General features: G+C 42.4%; 20 protein-coding genes. 12 read left to right on the plus strand and 8 right to left on the minus strand.

Annotated elements, in window-relative coordinates; genetic code table 11:
- Positions 1 to 4: 4 nt before the first annotated feature.
- Entirely contained in the window at positions 5 to 1,426 is a 1,422-nt protein-coding gene (ftsY, locus tag HGT73_RS08155; protein ID WP_214213507.1) for a signal recognition particle-docking protein FtsY, read from the minus strand.
- 222 nt (positions 1,427 to 1,648) lie between these two features.
- Here ftsY and rsmD point away from each other — a divergent pair, with 222 nt between their 5' ends.
- Positions 1,649 to 2,224, plus strand: coding sequence for a 16S rRNA (guanine(966)-N(2))-methyltransferase (gene rsmD, locus HGT73_RS08160; RefSeq protein ID WP_214213510.1), 576 nt, complete (start codon positions 1,649 to 1,651; stop codon positions 2,222 to 2,224).
- A gap of 15 nt (positions 2,225 to 2,239) precedes the next feature.
- Complete coding sequence (locus HGT73_RS08165; protein ID WP_214213512.1) at positions 2,240 to 2,509, plus strand: DUF1145 family protein; 270 nt, start codon at positions 2,240 to 2,242, stop codon at positions 2,507 to 2,509.
- A 54-nt stretch (positions 2,510 to 2,563) separates the two neighbouring features.
- Here the strand turns inward: HGT73_RS08165 and HGT73_RS08170 are convergent, their stop codons facing one another.
- Positions 2,564 to 2,860 (minus strand): DUF5862 family protein, encoded by a 297-nt coding sequence (locus tag HGT73_RS08170; RefSeq protein WP_214213514.1) that lies wholly within the window; start codon positions 2,858 to 2,860, stop codon positions 2,564 to 2,566.
- Positions 2,861 to 3,308: 448 nt separating this feature from the next.
- Positions 3,309 to 3,554 carry a sulfurtransferase TusA gene (tusA, locus tag HGT73_RS08175; RefSeq protein WP_214213698.1) on the minus strand — a complete coding sequence of 82 codons (246 nt, stop codon included), beginning with the start codon at positions 3,552 to 3,554 and terminating at the stop codon, positions 3,309 to 3,311.
- A 192-nt stretch (positions 3,555 to 3,746) separates the two neighbouring features.
- Here tusA and HGT73_RS08180 point away from each other — a divergent pair, with 192 nt between their 5' ends.
- The 4 genes from HGT73_RS08180 to hemB all read left to right on the plus strand — a co-directional run bounded on the left by HGT73_RS08180 (position 3,747) and on the right by hemB (position 7,945).
- Complete coding sequence (locus tag HGT73_RS08180) at positions 3,747 to 4,418, plus strand: 7-cyano-7-deazaguanine/7-aminomethyl-7-deazaguanine transporter (RefSeq protein WP_214213516.1); 672 nt, start codon at positions 3,747 to 3,749, stop codon at positions 4,416 to 4,418.
- A gap of 92 nt (positions 4,419 to 4,510) precedes the next feature.
- Positions 4,511 to 5,071 carry a DcrB family lipoprotein gene (locus HGT73_RS08185; protein ID WP_214213518.1) on the plus strand — a complete coding sequence of 187 codons (561 nt, stop codon included), beginning with the start codon at positions 4,511 to 4,513 and terminating at the stop codon, positions 5,069 to 5,071.
- Positions 5,072 to 5,352: 281 nt separating this feature from the next.
- Positions 5,353 to 6,858 (plus strand): glycine betaine/L-proline transporter ProP, encoded by a 1,506-nt coding sequence (proP, locus tag HGT73_RS08190; RefSeq protein ID WP_214213520.1) that lies wholly within the window; start codon positions 5,353 to 5,355, stop codon positions 6,856 to 6,858.
- Between the two features lie 100 nt (positions 6,859 to 6,958).
- Positions 6,959 to 7,945 (plus strand): porphobilinogen synthase, encoded by a 987-nt coding sequence (gene hemB, locus HGT73_RS08195; RefSeq protein ID WP_214213522.1) that lies wholly within the window; start codon positions 6,959 to 6,961, stop codon positions 7,943 to 7,945.
- 56 nt (positions 7,946 to 8,001) lie between these two features.
- Here the strand turns inward: hemB and HGT73_RS08200 are convergent, their stop codons facing one another.
- From HGT73_RS08200 to dnaT, 4 genes are all read right to left on the minus strand, one after another.
- Positions 8,002 to 8,664, minus strand: coding sequence for an epoxyqueuosine reductase QueH (locus tag HGT73_RS08200; RefSeq protein WP_214213524.1), 663 nt, complete (start codon positions 8,662 to 8,664; stop codon positions 8,002 to 8,004).
- Between the two features lie 117 nt (positions 8,665 to 8,781).
- The gene (pptA, locus tag HGT73_RS08205; RefSeq protein ID WP_214213526.1) at positions 8,782 to 9,012 is read right to left on the minus strand and encodes a tautomerase PptA; all 231 of its coding nucleotides are present in this window, start codon (positions 9,010 to 9,012) and stop codon (positions 8,782 to 8,784) included.
- Positions 9,013 to 9,039: 27 nt separating this feature from the next.
- The gene (dnaC, locus tag HGT73_RS08210) at positions 9,040 to 9,780 is read right to left on the minus strand and encodes a DNA replication protein DnaC (protein ID WP_214213528.1); all 741 of its coding nucleotides are present in this window, start codon (positions 9,778 to 9,780) and stop codon (positions 9,040 to 9,042) included.
- Complete coding sequence (gene dnaT / locus HGT73_RS08215; RefSeq protein WP_214213530.1) at positions 9,780 to 10,316, minus strand: primosomal protein DnaT; 537 nt, start codon at positions 10,314 to 10,316, stop codon at positions 9,780 to 9,782. Before dnaT ends, dnaC begins: the two co-directional genes overlap by 1 nt.
- 147 nt (positions 10,317 to 10,463) lie before the next feature.
- Here dnaT and HGT73_RS08220 point away from each other — a divergent pair, with 147 nt between their 5' ends.
- The 6 genes from HGT73_RS08220 to HGT73_RS08245 all read left to right on the plus strand — a co-directional run bounded on the left by HGT73_RS08220 (position 10,464) and on the right by HGT73_RS08245 (position 15,568).
- On the plus strand, positions 10,464 to 11,042 hold the full coding sequence (locus HGT73_RS08220; RefSeq protein WP_214213532.1) for a DNA-3-methyladenine glycosylase I: 579 nt from the start codon (positions 10,464 to 10,466) through the stop codon (positions 11,040 to 11,042).
- Between the two features lie 74 nt (positions 11,043 to 11,116).
- Positions 11,117 to 12,151: a LacI family DNA-binding transcriptional regulator gene (locus tag HGT73_RS08225; RefSeq protein WP_214213534.1), complete on the plus strand. Its 1,035-nt coding sequence runs from the start codon at positions 11,117 to 11,119 to the stop codon at positions 12,149 to 12,151.
- A 91-nt stretch (positions 12,152 to 12,242) separates the two neighbouring features.
- Positions 12,243 to 12,992 (plus strand): sugar phosphate isomerase/epimerase family protein, encoded by a 750-nt coding sequence (locus HGT73_RS08230; RefSeq protein WP_244968497.1) that lies wholly within the window; start codon positions 12,243 to 12,245, stop codon positions 12,990 to 12,992.
- A gap of 37 nt (positions 12,993 to 13,029) precedes the next feature.
- Positions 13,030 to 14,007 carry an NAD(P)-dependent oxidoreductase gene (locus HGT73_RS08235; protein ID WP_214213536.1) on the plus strand — a complete coding sequence of 326 codons (978 nt, stop codon included), beginning with the start codon at positions 13,030 to 13,032 and terminating at the stop codon, positions 14,005 to 14,007.
- A gap of 63 nt (positions 14,008 to 14,070) precedes the next feature.
- Positions 14,071 to 15,003 carry an EamA family transporter gene (locus HGT73_RS08240; RefSeq protein ID WP_214213538.1) on the plus strand — a complete coding sequence of 311 codons (933 nt, stop codon included), beginning with the start codon at positions 14,071 to 14,073 and terminating at the stop codon, positions 15,001 to 15,003.
- Positions 15,004 to 15,220: 217 nt separating this feature from the next.
- A complete protein-coding gene (locus HGT73_RS08245; protein ID WP_214213540.1) occupies positions 15,221 to 15,568 on the plus strand; it encodes a YceK/YidQ family lipoprotein in 348 nt (115 codons plus the stop codon).
- On the opposite strand, the gene HGT73_RS08250 is transcribed toward HGT73_RS08245, so the two are convergent.
- Positions 15,546 to 16,820, minus strand: coding sequence for a DUF3748 domain-containing protein (locus HGT73_RS08250; protein WP_214213542.1), 1,275 nt, complete (start codon positions 16,818 to 16,820; stop codon positions 15,546 to 15,548). The two genes, HGT73_RS08245 and HGT73_RS08250, sit on opposite strands and share 23 nt — an antisense overlap.
- Between the last annotated feature and the right edge of the window lie 270 nt (positions 16,821 to 17,090).

Below are 17,090 nucleotides of genomic sequence, written 5' to 3' on the forward strand. Positions count from 1 at the left end.
TCCATTATTCCTCTCGGGCGAATAGCGCCTCTATAAAATCTTCAGCCTGGAAAGGCCGTAAGTCATCAATTCCCTCACCGACACCGATGTAGCGGATTGGAATACTAAATTGGTCAGCAATACTAAAGATTACTCCCCCTTTAGCGGTACCATCAAGTTTGGTCAACGTAATGCCGGTAAGACCAACAGCCTCATTAAATAATTTAGCTTGGCTTATCGCATTTTGCCCAGTACTGGCATCAAGGGTTAACATTACTTCATGCGGAGCGTCTTCATCTAACCGCCCCATAACACGAGTAATTTTCTTAAGTTCTTCCATCAAGTGGGATTTATTCTGTAAACGTCCAGCAGTATCAGCAATCAGTATATCCACCCCACGAGATTTTGCCGCTTGTATAGCATCGAAAATAACGGAGGCTGAGTCGGCACCTGTGTGCTGAGCAATAACTGGAATATTATTACGCTGGCCCCATACTTGGAGTTGTTCTACTGCCGCCGCACGGAAAGTGTCACCCGCTGCTAGCATCACTGATTTACCTTCAGACTGATACTGTTTAGCCAGCTTGCCGATTGTGGTCGTTTTACCTACACCGTTAACACCAACCATTAGAATAACAAAAGGATTTTTCCCTTCAACAGACAATGGCTTTTCAACTTTATGAAGAATAGCTGCCATTTCTTCTTTTAAAATTCCGTATAGCGCTTCAGCATCTTTCAACTGTTTACGGTTAGCTTGTGTCGTTAACGAACGAATAATTTTCTGGGTAGTATCCATGCCCACATCAGCGATAAGTAATTGTTCTTCAAGCTCTTCAAAGAGATCATCATCAATTTTTTTACCGCGAAACAGACCAACAAAACCACTCCCTAAGTTCTGACGTGTTTTGACTAAACTCCGTTTTAGCCGAGCAAAAAAACCTTCTTTAGTTGGCTTTTCTTGCTCCTTAACCGGTGCAAGAGGTGCTATATCAGCGATATCTTCCAGATTATTCTGAGGCTCAGACAATGATGCGTTCAAGGTTTGCGGCTGGTTGCGTGCCTGTGCATTTTCAATGATTTCGATAACGTCGTCTGAAAATCTCTCTTCTGGCTCTGGCTCTGGCTCTGGCTCTGGCTCTGGCTCTGGCTCTTCAGGCAAAGAAGATGCCGCGACAGGGTTGTCGGCAGCAAGCTTAATTTCACTTTCATCCGCAAGAGAATCTGCCGCAATAGTAGGTTGCTGCTGAGCGGAATATTCTTGTTCAAGAGTCGTTTGTGGAACTTCATCATCTTTAGATTGTTGATGAACCTGTTCCTGCTTTTCTAGTTCAGTTTCAGTGCTTTTTTCCGACTCTAGTGCCTGAGCCTCGTCCTCGGCAGGCTGTTTTTCTTCGTCTTTACCGAAACCTAACCAGGAAAAAAAGCCACGTTTTTTTTCTTTTGCCATTGTTAGACACTTCTCCTTGCAAGGCCATCCAGAATAATCCACTGGAACAACAGCCACTGAAATTTATTTGTATTCGTCAGTAATTAACTACTGCCATACTGCGACACTAATGAGATAATCATCTATTCTACCATTTAACCCGTACTGCATCACAGTTCCGTTTCAGCGTTTATAAGACGGTAGGCAGTAAAATTAAGTAATAAATCATTTTAAGTATAAACTATGAGCAAATCGGCAGGAAAAATAGGTCAAATACGAATCATTGGTGGTCAGTGGCGCGGGCGTAAATTGTCGGTGCTTGATAGCGAAGGATTAAGACCGACGACAGACCGAGTAAGAGAAACCTTATTTAACTGGTTAGCCCCGTGGTTACCGCAGGCAAATTGTTTGGATTGCTATGCAGGAAGCGGTGCATTAGGTATTGAAGCCCTCTCGCGTTATGCGGAGACAGTAACTTTAATCGAAAAAGATGCACAAGTTGCTCGCCAACTTCAACAAAATATTCAAATGCTCAATACCTCAAAACTGTCGTTACACCGTGCAGATACCCTACAATTCCTGGCTCAATCTCGACCTGATGTACCTTATAATATCGTGTTTATTGATCCCCCTTTTCGACAAGGGCTGCTAGACCAGACTATTAAATTATTAGAAACATACCAGTGGTTAGCTGAAGATGCCGTTATTTATACCGAAAACGAAGTTGAGCAAGGTATGCCAAGTGTTCCACATAACTGGATACTGTACAGAGAAAAAGTTGCGGGCCAAGTATGTTATCGTCTCTATCATCGTCAGTGATTAAGGATTTTAATAATGTTAATTAATTTCGGCCGAATATTGATGGCATTTATTTGGGTGGTTTTACTGCTTAACTTAATTCACCCAGCCACAAAACCCTTAAAGTATTTTATTGATGTAGCTCTATTATTTATGGTCGTGATGCATGGATTACAGCTAGTGTTATTGAAAGCGACACAAACCCCCTCAGTACCCAAAATGACTAAGAAAGAAGAATTTAGAATATTTATTTTTGGCGTTTTTGAATTACTGGCTTGGCAAAGGAAAAATTTTCCTAAAAAATAGCAATCAAAAAAACTAAAAGAGAAGCTACCCTCTCTTTTAGTTTTATTCATTTATTTACATTTCTCTATACGATTCGATATAAGGCTTCGCTTTATCGTAACCGACTATACCACCATATAAAAAGCCACCAATACCTGCCCCAACCGCGGATGCGGTCAGTCCGACCAATTGTGCGATACCACCGACAATCCAACCACCTGCACCGCCATATTTACCACCTACCGCGGCTCCAGTTCCGAATCCATCTATCGCGCCAAGCACCGATCCCCACAAAGCGCCTTTGATATCGCCATCGATCAAGCCACCAGCGCCTGATACTTTATTCATATCTAATAATGAAATCTCTCTCATATACTGACTCCTTAGCTACTATTAATTTTTTATGAATTATTTAAAATAATAATGATTTTCGAGGTGTTACCATACGGTAATAATCGATACCACCCTATTGATATCACTCGAAAACTTTATACTGAATAAAAAATAACGCAACACTATAAAATCTTATTTATTAAAAAAATAACTCTTATCGTTTTTATTTTTCCAGTTAAAGAGAAAATAACAAATATAAAAAAATAATCTCAATTTAACACGTGCTTGAAAACAAATATTAGTTATAGCAAATAGCGTATATGAGTGGAGAATTACAAGCCTATTAAATACCCAGTAAGGATGACAATGTTATATATCATCACTAGGTATTTTATTAATAGGCCAAGAGTAGAGTAAGTAAAGTTTAACCAACATGAGGGATGATAAGCACCGTGTTATAAGCTTTACCGAGAGTATCTGAGCCGTATTAAACGCCTTTTTTGATAAAAAAATGGTAAGGCATTGCCTCGGTATATTCCGCCAATAATGTATGTTCCATAAACTCGCAAAAACCGGGTATATCACGTTTAGTCGCTGGATCATCAGCGATAATTTTAACTATTTCACCCTGATTCATACTACGTACCATTTTTCTCACCATCATCACTGGTTCAGGGCAACGTAGACCACAAGTGTCTAATAACTGATCGTACTCATTCGGCTCAGGGATCATATCATTTCTCACGGTAGGTAAAACTCGGAGTGTACTCTGCATTCAGCTGACAAACAATTTGAGCAACGCAATTCGCGGCAAGAGCTCTTGCATAATCAGCATATCCCGGTAAGATGCAGGCCGTAAAATCTTTAATCGTTTTATTTTTAAACAATTGGGTTCCCTCACCCCATCATACTAAAAAGGCTTATTATGTGTTATTTCACTGAAGCACAGCGTAAAAAATTGCTGTTACCGTTGGCAATTTTTCACCTTATTATCATTACGTCTAGTAACTACTTAGTACAACTCCCTATCAGTATATTTGGGTTAACTACTACCTGGGGAGCGTTTAGTTTTCCTTTTATCTTTCTTGCTACCGATTTAACGGTACGTATCTTCGGCGCACAATTAGCGCGCAAAATTATTTTCTTTGCGATGCTTCCAGCTCTACTGCTCTCATTTATTATTTCCAGTTTATTCTATCAAGCGGCTTGGCAGGGCTGGGGGGCGTTAGTAACCGCCAATAGTGTCGTCATTCGGATTGCCATAGCGAGTTTTGTCGCTTATGTACTAGGCCAGTTGCTCGATATTTATGTCTTTAATCGGTTAAGGATAACAAAGCAATGGTGGCTAGCTCCGGTGATGGCGATGTTTTTTGGTAACCTGAGCGATACTTTTGCTTTCTTCTCGATTGCCTTCTTTAACAGTAGCGATCCCTTTATGGCCGCTCATTGGCAAGAAATCGCTCTTGTCGACTATAGTTATAAAGTTTTGATCTGTTTTGTCTTTTTTATTCCTATTTATGGTTTATTGGTCAATACCCTGATCAAACGGTTACTTGAACAGTCACGCTTTCATTCTCTTAATTCAGAACATTTATAGGCTTTACAGAGGTAAAGTGAAAGATAATACTGTTTGCAATAACGGACTATTTCCGCTTTGATAAAGCTATAAATTGTAAGGAAAGGATTACTATGCGACCTATTACACACTATCTAAGCATCTGCTTAGTCGTGCTCGGTTTATCTGCCTGTGACCAAAAGAAAGATGTTCAGTCATCTCAACACGATAACCACAGTGCTTCTCAAAATGAACGTCAGAATATTTCGTTACTTGATGGCAAACTGACTTTTAGCTTACCAACAGGCATGAGCGATCAAACCGGAAAACTCGGCACAGAGTCTAATAATATGCATGTTTATGCTGACAGCACAGGCCAAGAAGCAGTAATAGTAATTATTGGTGATGGCACAACACTAACGTTACCGCAGCTCTCTCAAAAATTACAACAGCAACAACGAGACCGTGATCCACAACTTCAGGTGGTTACCGATAAAGCAATAACGTTAGGTTCTACCTCAGCTCAACAGCTAGACAGTGTGGTATCGACTAACAACCATAGCAATTGGTCGACTGTCGTTCTGACAAAGCTCAGTAACCAACTTATTACTATACAAATTTCTTTACCTGCCGATAACCAATCCCAGTCGCAAGCCACAGCTTCAGAGATTGTTAAAACTATTGTTATTCATTAATAATTATGATGGCCGTTATCATCGATAGCGGTCACTATTATCGTATTCTGTAACCCCCCCTCTCTCACTCTTGCACCGACCGCTATGCTCAAATATCGACCACAATATGACTTCCATCACATTAATGCAGTATACTTAGCTACGTATTAATATAATTACACTAGTAATCATTAAAAATAGATAGGCATAAAATTAACAACATCTCATATAATTTTACTGCAGATCTGTACTAAATCTAAAACAACTGATGAGTAAAATTCCGTCAAATTATAGGTAATATTATGAAATTACGTAGGAAGCGTATAAAACCCATTGGACTCGATGATGTTACTATCATAGACGACACTCGTTTACGTAAAGCCATCACAGCTGCTTCATTAGGAAATGCCATGGAGTGGTTCGACTTTGGAGTTTACGGCTTTGTCGCCTATGCGTTAGGTAAAATCTTTTTCCCATCGGCCTCGCCAGGCATTCAAATGATTGCGGCGCTAGCAACCTTCTCTGTTCCCTTTTTAATCCGGCCTTTAGGTGGACTGTTTTTCGGCATGCTCGGCGATAAATATGGTCGCCAGAAAATCTTATCTATTACAATCGTCATCATGTCAGTAAGTACATTCTGTATTGGTCTTATTCCCTCCTACGCTGCAATCGGTATTTGGGCACCAATTCTCCTGTTAATTGCCAAAATGGCACAGGGATTTTCCGTCGGTGGTGAATACACGGGAGCCTCAATCTTTGTCGCTGAATATTCACCAGACCGTAAACGTGGCTTTATGGGAAGCTGGTTAGATTTTGGATCCATAGTAGGCTTTGTGCTAGGTGCAGGCGTCGTCGTTCTTATTTCAACTATTATCGGCGAAGAACGCTTTATGGAATGGGGATGGCGTTTACCCTTCTTCTTAGCCTTACCTTTAGGAATTATTGGACTGTATTTACGTCATGCCCTAGAAGAAACACCTGCGTTCCAGCAGCATGTTGATAAATTAGAGCAAGGTGATCGTGAAGGATTACAAAATGGTCCCAAAGTGTCGTTTAAGGACATTGCGACTAAACACTGGAAGAGCTTATTGTCGTGTATTGGTTTAGTGATCGCCACTAACGTCACCTATTATATGCTACTCACCTATATGCCGAGCTATCTGTCACATAACCTTCACTACTCGGAAGATCATGGTGTCTTAATCATTATCGCTATTATGATTGGCATGTTATTTATCCAACCGGTTATGGGCATGCTTAGTGATAGATTTGGACGTCGTCCTTTTGTCATTGTCGGGAGTATTGCGCTATTTTGTACCGCTATTCCAGCATTTATGTTAATTACCAGTAATGTACTGGGACTCATTTTTGCTGGCCTACTTATTCTCGCTGTGGTGCTAAACTGTTTTACTGGAGTAATGGCTTCTTCATTACCGGCGATGTTCCCCACCAATATTCGTTATAGTGCGTTGGCCAGTGCGTTTAATATCTCCATTTTAGTTGCCGGTTTGACACCCACTGTCATCGCTTGGTTAGTCGAGGCATCGAATAATCTTTTTATGCCCGCTTATTATTTAATGGTGGTAGCAGTCATTGGATTAATCACGGGTATCTGTATGAAAGAGACAGCGAATAAACCCCTGATCGGTGCAACTCCTGCAGCCTCGGATTTAGACGAAGCGCGTGAAATTTTACAAGAACATCACGATAATATCGGGCAAAAAATTGAAGATATCAGCGAAGAGATACAACGACTCCAACAGAAACGGACTCGTTTAGTCGATCAGCATCCTGATATTAAAGAGTAATCGAAGTGCCCCTTCGGGGGCATATTGGCACACAAAGTAATATCTTTACCGCCTAAAAGGCGTAGAATTTTTACTTCTGACAATCAGTACGAGAGTGTCCATGTCTGAATTTATTCTTCCTAACCGCCCCAGAAGACTCCGTAAAACCGCATCAATGCGAGAGCTGTTTAAGGAGAATTCACTGAGTCTCAATGATCTCATTTTACCGATATTTGTTGAAGAGGGTGCGGATGATTATCAACCTATTAAGGCGATGCCGGGGATAGTTCGTATCCCGGAAAAACGACTTGCGTTTGAGATCGAGCGCTTTGCCAAAGCAGGTATTCGCTCAGTGATGACCTTCGGTATTTCCCATCATCTCGATGAGACTGGAAGTGATTCATGGGCAGAGAACGGTCTGGTCTCAAGAATGTCCCGTATCTGTAAAGATGCCGTACCTGAAATGATCGTTATGTCAGACACCTGCTTTTGCGAATACACCTCACATGGGCATTGCGGTATCCTCTGTAATAACGGTGAAGTACATAATGACAATACGCTGATTAACTTAGGCAAACAGGCTGTGGCCGCCGCACGTGCGGGCGCAGACTTTATTGCGCCTTCTGCCGCAATGGACGGGCAAGTGAAAGCTATTCGTCATGCTCTTGATAAGGCGGGCTTCCAGAATACGCCGATCATGGCTTATTCAACGAAATTTGCATCTTCATTCTATGGTCCATTTCGCGAAGCAGCGGGCACGGCATTAAAAGGTGACCGTAAAACTTATCAAATGGACCCGATGAATCGTCGTGAAGCCATTCGCGAATCCCTGCTCGATGAAGCTGAAGGTGCCGATGTTTTGATGGTAAAACCTGCGGGTGCTTACTTAGATATCATTCGTGATATTCGCGAGCGTAGCAATCTCCCGTTGGCGGCCTACCAAGTGAGTGGAGAATACGCGATGATTAAATTCGCCGCCCAAGCCGGTGCCATTGACGAGACCAATGTCGTGCTAGAAAGCTTAGGTGCGATTAAGCGAGCTGGGGCAGACACTATCCTTTCTTACTTTGCTTTAGAGCTTGCAGAAAAGAAAATTCTTACCCCCTAACCCGCCAATATCAGCAGCTTATTGATGACCATTCAGAGGTGCCTTCAGCGCCTCTGTTACTCTTTATTGTCTGCTTCATAATACTGCACGCCTATTTGAATCCGCTCACGGCCAGTCGCAACGCGATGGCGATTCGTATCACGCAATGAATAGATACATCCACAATATTCCTGTTGATAGAAACGTTCACGCTTACTGATGTCAATCATGCGTTTTGAACCACCGCCTTTACGCCAGTTAAATTCCCAATACATCATATCAGGGTAGCGTGATGCGGCTCTTACTCCGCAGTCGTTAATCTGTTCCATATTTTTCCAACGTGATATCCCCAAACATGAGGTGATCACTGGAAAACCATTCTCGTGTGCGTAGAGCGCAGTGCGCTCAAAACGCATATCAAAACACATGGTGCAACGCTCACCCCGTTCCGGTTCCCATTCCATTCCTTTGGCGCGCTCGAACCAATTATCTCGATCATAGTCAGCGTCAATGAATGGGATACCGTACTTTTCTGCAAAACGAATGTTCTCTTCTTTACGTAACTCGTACTCTTTCAAGGGATGAATATTCGGGTTGTAGAAAAAGATGGTGTATTCGATACCCGAGGCTAACATTGCCTCCATCACTTCACCTGAACAAGGCGCACAACAAGAGTGAAGTAGAACTTTATTATGTCCCCCAGGTAAGGGTAACGGTTTACGCTCTAACGAGTCAGACATACGTATCTTCCAAATAAATCTCATAACAATTACGCCGCATGAGCTAAGCGTAGACAAAGGCTACATTAAGTAGCAACACACAGCGTCAAACTAAAAACCAGTGTGACGAATAAAGCGTTACATCGAGTAACCGGGTTTTTTAATCAAATAGTCTTGCTGACCGATAATGTCAGGTTCATAGACCGATGATTGCCAATCCTCAGGTAATATATGCTGTAACGAGATACTTACCGCCTCTGTTCTCGAGGCAAAACGTTTGATAATCACCGCGGTAATGTCATCAGCTAACGCTTGTTTTTCCTGCTCACTAAATTCTCGAGGGAAACTTTTTATATCTATGTGTGGCATATATTCTCTCCGACAGGACGACTCAATTTAATATTCATTACCCATAATACGGTCACGATAACTTTCCCAATCGAATCTCACCCACAAACTATTACCAAGACGCATACGATCCATGACTCGCTCACCCAGTAATGAATTCATCCCTTCATGATTTAAATTAGAAAGCATGCCGGTAGGGCGTTTTGACGACGAACGGCGATCTACAATTTGATTGATAATGACCTTTTCATAGCGGGATTCAGTTTGCATTCCAATTTCATCAATGACTAGTAGATCCACCGTACTTAAATCATGTAAAAGGCGCTCTTCGGTCATAGAACTTGTGCCACTAAAAGTTCCTTTCATGGTCGACATCACGTCTGCAACAGTCATGATTAGGACACTTTTACCTTGGAGAATAAGGCTATTACCGATTGCTGCAGCAAGATGATTTTTACCCGTTCCCGGGCGACCAGAAAAGACAAAACTTGCGATACTCTTACCAAACTGGTCTGCATATTCACGAGCGGCAATCAATGCTTTACGTTGTCCCTCATTCTCTACACGATAATTATCAAATGAACAGTTCAGATGTAGTTCACGTATCCCTGATCGTCCCATAATGCGTTGCATTTTCATTGCGCGATTTTCTCGGACAATAGCTTCGGAACGTAGTCGTCCCTGTTCTTGATTCCAAGCAAGAAGATCTTTACCCTCGGTAAATTTAGGGGTGACGCCTTCAGGCATAAATTTTTTGAGTCTAACGAATAAATGCTCAGGTGTTTTCATTATTCACCTCTAAAACCATTTGGAATGTGGTAATCCGGTTCTGCGACTTGTGTACTATCGCGTTTAGCTGCCGAATGGGGAGCTCCACGGCTGACTTGTAAATGCCGTGCTAATTTTTGTTGCCATTGCACCTGATGGAAGATACGTCCTTCAGCCTGCCAATAAGCAATAAACGCTGCTAACTCTTCTTGAGTCACGGGTTCGTGTAGGGCTATTCCCCATAAGGCAGCTTGTCGTAAGAAGTCGCTATCGGGCTGCCAACCCGAATAGAGCGCAAACTTACCGGCGGGGACTTTTATGGTCGACGCCGGTTCGTCAAAAAATTCGGCTTCTAACGAAATAGTAGCGTGCTGTTGCAATTGCGCTTCAGCCACAAGTAATTCACTGAGACGCGCTGGCGATAAAGCATAGAAACTCGGTTGGTTATTATCAAACACTGCTACTGTCTCGCGTTCTGCCTGTTTAACTGCCGTAGCTGGAGCTTGAAAAAACTGTTCTAATCCTATGATTGAAGAAGATAAAATCTTTACCGACATATAATGACCCGTACCTCAGTGTTTGTGTATCCTTGCTTCGTTCAGGACACAACCTCTACATAACCGCTATAGTGTATCAACTTTGCCACCACTGATCGCGCAAAGCTTTGCTTTTCCTAATGGCTATTTAATCAACAGGAGTCATCAATGACTAAACATCGCTGTGGTTGGGTAACTAATGATCCTGATTATCTTGCTTACCACGATCACGAGTGGGGAGTTCCCTGTTTTGATCGCCAGCGTCTCTTTGAGATGCTCTGCTTAGAAGGACAACAAGCGGGACTGGCTTGGATTACCGTACTGAAAAAACGTGAGGCTTACCGAGAGGCATTTTACCATTTTGAGCCAGAAAAAGTGGCACAAATTAGCCCCGACCAAATGAAGGTCTTATTGCAATCGCCCACATTAATTCGTAATCAATTAAAAATTGCGTCAATCATTAGTAATGCACAGGCATTGTTGGCAATGGAAGCGAATGGCGAAGATTTTGTTGAAATGATCTGGCAAACCGTCGCCCACCAGCCAATTCATCAATCTTACACTGACTATCGAGAGGCTCCGGTCAGTAGTCCACATTCACAATTATTATCTAATACCTTGAAAAAAAGAGGATTTAAATTTATTGGACCAATTATATGCCATGCCTACATGCAAGCGTGCGGACTTATTATTGACCATCAAGTGAACTGTTTTAAATATTCAGAGACAAATAATAGTCGCAGCTAACACGCAATTTAAAGCGCAATATTGCTTCAGGCTTGGTATATTTAATAAATAATTATAATGAATTGGGAGATTTGATGAGCACCAAGTCAACAAGAGCAACAATCAGCGATGTTGCTAAAGCGGCTAATACCGGTAAAACCAGCGTATCGCGCTACCTCAATGGTGAGCATCAATTGCTTTCAGATGATTTGAAACATCGAATTAAACAAGCAATTAGCGACCTTAACTACAGTCCAAGTCAGATGGCACGCAGCCTAAAACATGGTCGAACTAAATTAATTGGCTTATTAATTGCTGATATTACTAATCCCTATTCCATTGAGGTCATGGGGGGGGTAGAAACCGCTTGCCGTGATAATGGCTTTACGTTGTTAATGTGTAACACTAACAATAAACCCCATCTTGAACAACACTACTTACAATTGTTAAGCAGCTATCAGGTTGAAGGCATCATTGTTAATGCTGCAAATATGCAAGAGAGCGCATTCGATTGTATTCAGCACACTCAAATCCCCCTTACGCTTATTGATAGAAAAGTTAGTAATTACGATTACGACGTTGTAGGTCTTGATAATTTTCAGGGTTCTGTCGATATTACGCAACATCTTATCGATAATCACTATCGTTCCTTGCTGTTTATCAGTGAACCTCTAGCACAAGTAAATACCCGTAAAGAGAGATTAGAAGGTTTTCTTAGCGTAGTGACACCCCACGACGAGATCACCGCTGAGCATGCTGAAGTGTCATTGGATAATAGTGAACTGTTACATCATACCATTGCTACTTTTATTGACCGCAATAGGCATCAACCCGCCGCCATCATAACCGCTAATGGGACATTAATGTTACTGGTAACTAAGGTACTTCATGCGATAAAGCTGGTCTGGGGCCAAGATATTGGCTTGGCGAGTTTTGATGAAATGAACTGGTCTTCAATTGCAGGATGTGGCATCACGACTTTGCAACAACCGACACAACAAATTGGCTATAGCGCATTTCAGAATATCTTAACTCGGCTTAAACATTTTGAAAATCCAGCACAAGAGACACGTTTCGAGGGTCGATTAATCGTTCGCCCATCAAGCCAAGCGTTAATTAATAAGAATTAATTATTAACAATCTCAGCATTTTCATGATTTCTTTCTTCCCTATGGAACCGATACCATCTATTCTATAGTGCAATGAAATAATCGAGAGGTGATGATGGAACGAAAAATTATTGTGGTGACAGCCGCCTTCGGTGCCGAGATTGTTAGGCAAGCGGGTGGCCAGGAATTTTTCATTCCTCTTATCGCTCAAGCTGGGGCTGATGGCGTTGAGATCCGCAGAGAATTACTGCCTTCGATCAATGAAACGCTGATTAACTTAGCGGAACTTGCTGAAAAAAATAATCTTTTTACCTATTACTCTGTACCTGAATACCTATTTATTGCGCCTGGAATACTCAATCCCCAATTAGCGCAATTTATCCAAGAGGCAACGTTACTCAATGCTCAAGCCATAAAGTTTGCTTTAGGAGCAGGGGCGGGAGCGCTGACAAAAGAGCAATTATCACAGCAGCTCTCTCACTTCACGATCCCTTTGCTTATCGAGAACGATCAAACATTAACCGGAAAGCTATCGCCAATGCTGACCTATTTTGAAAAATATAATGGGTTATCGGGGGCTCAGGGCATGACCTTTGATATGGCGAATTGGTTATGGGTAGATGAATCCCCTATTGCTGCTGCCGAGCAGCTTGCAGAGTACGTCTCTTATTGTCACGTCAAGGCCGCTACACGGAGTGCCTCCGGCTGGCGTGCTATTAGCTTGGACGATTCTAATGGCGAGTGGCGACAACTCCTGAGGATGATGCCCAAGGAAATACCTTTGGGTATCGAGTTTCCCCTAGAAGGCCCCGATTTAGCAGCGGTTGTTCATTACTACGTAGAGTTACTTCGTCACGCATGAAGCGCTCTATTTTTAAATAACATGATGAGAGGTTTGAATGAAACCCACTATTATCCAATTTATGCCCCTACCCGACGACCTCGTAAGCAAACTCACTGACCACTTCGAGGTCATAGAGGTAGATAACCTTGACCAAGAAACCGTTGATAAACATAACGAGGTATTTCAACGGGCAGTAGGATTAATTGGTTCAGGAGGTAAGGTTAACGAAGCTCTGTTAGCAAGAATGCCAGCATTGAAAGTTTGTTCAACTGTTTCTGCAGGTTATGATTCGTATGATGTGCAGGCGTTAACTCGCCACGCTGCGATCTTAACTAATACGCCTGGTGCACTCACAGAAACGGTCGCTGATGCGATGATGGCCCTTGTATTGTGTGCCGCAAGAAATATTCCTGCAATGGATCAATGGGTAAAAACTGGGGGTTGGCATACAGCACCCGAACAATTACCCCTTGCTATTGATGTACACCACAAAAAAATGGGCATTATTGGTATGGGCCGTATTGGGTTAGCTTTAGCAAAACGCGCCCACCACGGTTTTGGTATGGAGATTATTTATAACGCCCGTAAACCGCATAAGAATGCCGAACAAGAAGTTAATGCTCATTATGCAAGCGTCGATGAGCTGCTTACCCAAGCCGATTTCGTCTGTGTGGTACTACCTCTCACCGATGAAACTCATCATTTGATCAGCCATGCACAATTTGACCAAATGAAAGAGAGTGCTATTTTGATCAATGCTGGACGCGGGCCTGTCGTTGATGAGGAAGCGCTGATCGCCGCGTTAAAAGCGAAGAAAATCTATGGTGCTGGCTTAGATGTTTTTGAAAAAGAACCATTAGTGGGTAGTTCTGAACTTACCACGCTACCGAATGTTGTTACCTTACCTCATATTGGATCAGCCACTCACGAAACCCGCTATGCAATGAAACGTGACGGTGTACAAAATCTGATTTTAGGTCTACAAGGTAGTTTGACAGAAAATATTATTAACCCTGAAGCATTGAAGGCATAATTTTCTGTAAAGGGGGCCTTATCGAGGTACCCCCCTCTCCCGCCAATCAGTAATAGGATGATCATGTCGATAAAAGATGTCGCACTTGCCTTACTCGTCATTCTCATTTGGGGACTAAACTTTGTAGTCATTAAGGTCGGACTGCATAATTTTTCCCCTTTCCTACTGGCTGGACTTCGCTTTACGTTTGTTGCTTTCCCTGCCTGTTTAATTGTTTCTCGACCTAAAGTTCCGTTACGCCTACTCGCCGCTTACGGATTAAGTATTAGTTTTCTGCAATTTGCGCTACTTTTTCTAGCCTTGAATCTGGGTATGCCCGCTGGCTTAGCTTCACTGCTACTGCAGTCGCAAGCGTTCTTCACTCTTCTCTTTGGCGCACTCTGCTTAGGCGACAAGGTGAAAACACACCATATTATCGGGTTGATCATTGCCATAGTAGGCATGGTCTGGCTGGCCAAAAGTAGTATTCATCCCGCTCAAGCAACAGGTATGTCACTTTTTACCTTATTGCTCACCTTAGGTGCTGCATTGAGCTGGGGAGTCGGCAACATAATCAATAAAATAATTTTACGACACTATCCGGTCGAACCGCTGAAATTAGTCGTATGGAGTGCCTTTATTCCCATCCTACCCTTTTTCATTTGTGCAACGCTCACCGAAGGCGAAGAACGCCTTTGGCATAGCCTACAAAACATAAGCTGGTCTAATGTATTAACATTATTTTATTTAGCGATCCTTTGTACTGTTGTAGGCTACGCGATTTGGGGAGGATTATTGGGTAAATATCCAACCGCGACTGTTGCCCCATTAACACTTTTAGTACCGATTGTTGGAATGATATCAGCGGCCTTTTTTCTAGGCGAATCTCTCTCCTCCCAACAGATTTTTTCAGTTATTTTGATTATTTTTGGCCTCATTATTAATAGTTTTGCTCCCCATATTCTGCACATCTTACGCCGTAATCGTTCACCTCATATCGACGCTGGTAAAAACTAGACCATAAGAAAGGGATAAATGAACGAAATATGGGGATAAAAAAAGAATATGATTGTGTAACGAATCACACTTTTTTTTCATAAATGAAAGGAATTAAAAAGGAAAATGGCAAAATTTGTCATACACTGAAATACTAATATTTTAAGTAACTGCGCTAGGTCGACCTATCATATGTTGCTTATCTCAGCTGGACCACGGATGGAATGAGGAGTTACCCATGTGTAGAACGACAACTCTACCTAAGTTCGTTATGATCTTGAGCTGTTTACTTACGCTAACTGCATGTTCTAGTATCATGTCTCATACTGGCGACGATCATGGCTATTATCTTGGGACGCAAGCCAATAACCAAATCATCGGAAGTAAAGAAACAACTTGGCCAATAAAATCATTAGCTGTTATTGATTATCCTTTTTCAGCAATTACCGATACCTTAATCTTACCGTGGGACTATTATCGGAATCACAGTGGTTCCACCTCCTTAAGAGATCGAGTCGCAGCCAGCGAAAAACGTAACCATACTGACGAAGCGCTCGCTGAAGCTAGCACCAATACGATTCAGTGACTGCAACGGTAAATATCTGTCTAAAGCCCTCAATTTCGCGCATAAAAGCTATTTTACTTCCCTTGGGCGACCAAACAACTGCTTCGGCACATGGCGCTCTTGACGTCCTCGCAGTAACCGCTATTAACGATTTTTGCTCAAAATCGTAAATCACCACCTGATTATCGTAGATAAAAGTTATCCCTTTCCCTGTCGGATGCCAAGTGAAAGCTGATTGTACATTGTGACCACCTTCGGTGAGTTGCTCAGGTAACCCACCATTCGGTGATATTGTCCAAAGCTGTATAACACCCGCTGAATCGGCCATGAGAAAAGCAATCTTGCTACCATCTGGTGAGCTTCTTAACCAATGACGAGGATGAAGCGCGACCCCTGCACCTTCACTAAACGTTAATCTGCGTTGCTTGATTGCAGCGGGAGGAGCTGGTAAATGTCGTTCAGTACCTTCAATGGGATGTTGACCTGCCTGTGTGTAGGCATAGAAATCATCAGGTAAATCAACGATAAAAATTTCGGGAACTTTACGGCCGTCAAATGCGACCGTTTCACCAATGAAAGCTAACGCCCAACGCTGCCAATGTCCTGAAGTGGTTAAATAACCATTATGGCCGATCCAACCTTCCTCGAAAGCTCGTAAAATTTGGTCACTCCCGGGTTGAGGATGTAACGTCGTCTCGCTAACCACTACACAAAAATGAGAACCATCATGTTCGCGTGGAGCTTTATTTCTAAGAGAAACAGACTTGTGGGGAAGAGCTATCGCAACGTTACGTTGATCTTCTTCTAACGAACGTTGATGCATAACATGGTCGTTATAAGTGAAACTAATTCTGTCTCCGTCATGACTAAACATATGCACATGACTTCCACCTCTTAATGCTCCGACTGTATAAGGCGGTGTAATATCACACGCATCGATTGTCGTCGCTTTTCCGCCTGACAAGATCACACCACGGCGATGATGGATATCATACTGCCAAAATTCATCCGGATATTCTGGACCATGAATACAGATAAAACAGTCATTATCGTGTGGATGTGCAGTAATCACACCAACATGTGCCCCTTGTGTTGCACGATAAATCTCTGTGACTTGCCCTGTTTCCACGTTCACTTTCTCAACAGTTTGGCTAGTGAAAAGATGCTGAGCAGGGCGTCGGTCATACACTAGGCAGAGCCCATCAGCACTCCAAACTTGAGCATTGGTTAGTTGATGGTGGTGCGGGAGAGTCGTGACTTGAACTTCGTGCATACAACATTCCTAGTGCATGTTTTGAAAAAAGCACTATGCCGTAATCCTTGAAAACCGTCTAGGCAAAAAAAAGCTGCCTCTCGGCAGCCATTCAGGGAATAAAACGCTCTTATTATAATTAATGGATTAGACGACTTGCTCACAGTGCTAATCGTTGATATTGCGGAGTAATCTCGCAATGACTGAGTCCTGTAATAATAACGTTGGTTACTATTCTACGATTACCCAAAAATGCGATTTTTTCAGAGTCAATCATATCCGTTTTTGGAT

Source organism: Rosenbergiella australiborealis (assembly GCF_018494035.1).
In the GTDB taxonomy this organism is placed as follows: domain Bacteria; phylum Pseudomonadota; class Gammaproteobacteria; order Enterobacterales; family Enterobacteriaceae; genus Rosenbergiella; species Rosenbergiella australiborealis.